At 63.0% G+C, this 246-nt stretch carries 1 protein-coding gene; it reads left to right on the top strand.

The window, feature by feature from the left end:
• A partial coding sequence (locus R0J92_RS25560; protein WP_411053749.1) for a DNA polymerase occupies positions 1-246 on the top strand: 246 nt, incomplete at both ends.

Raw genomic sequence — 246 nt, 5'->3', positions numbered from 1 at the left:
GCTGACATCCCGCAGCTGCGTCAGGCCTTCGCAGACGGCATCGACATCCATGCAATGACCGCATCCGAGATGTTCGGCGTCCCCGGCGAAGGCATGCCGAGCGAGATCCGCCGGCGCGCCAAGGCGATCAACTTCGGCATCATCTACGGCATCTCGGCCTTCGGGCTTGCCAACCAGCTGTCGATCGAGCGCTCCGAGGCAGGCGAATACATCAAGAAGTATTTCGAGCGCTTCCCCGGCATCCGC

It is taken from the genome of Tritonibacter sp. SIMBA_163 (genome assembly GCF_046535935.1).
GTDB classification, from domain to species: Bacteria; Pseudomonadota; Alphaproteobacteria; order Rhodobacterales; family Rhodobacteraceae; genus Epibacterium; species Epibacterium scottomollicae.
The sequence above is the reverse complement of the archived record's forward strand: the minus strand, read 5'-3'. Positions and strand labels throughout refer to the sequence as shown.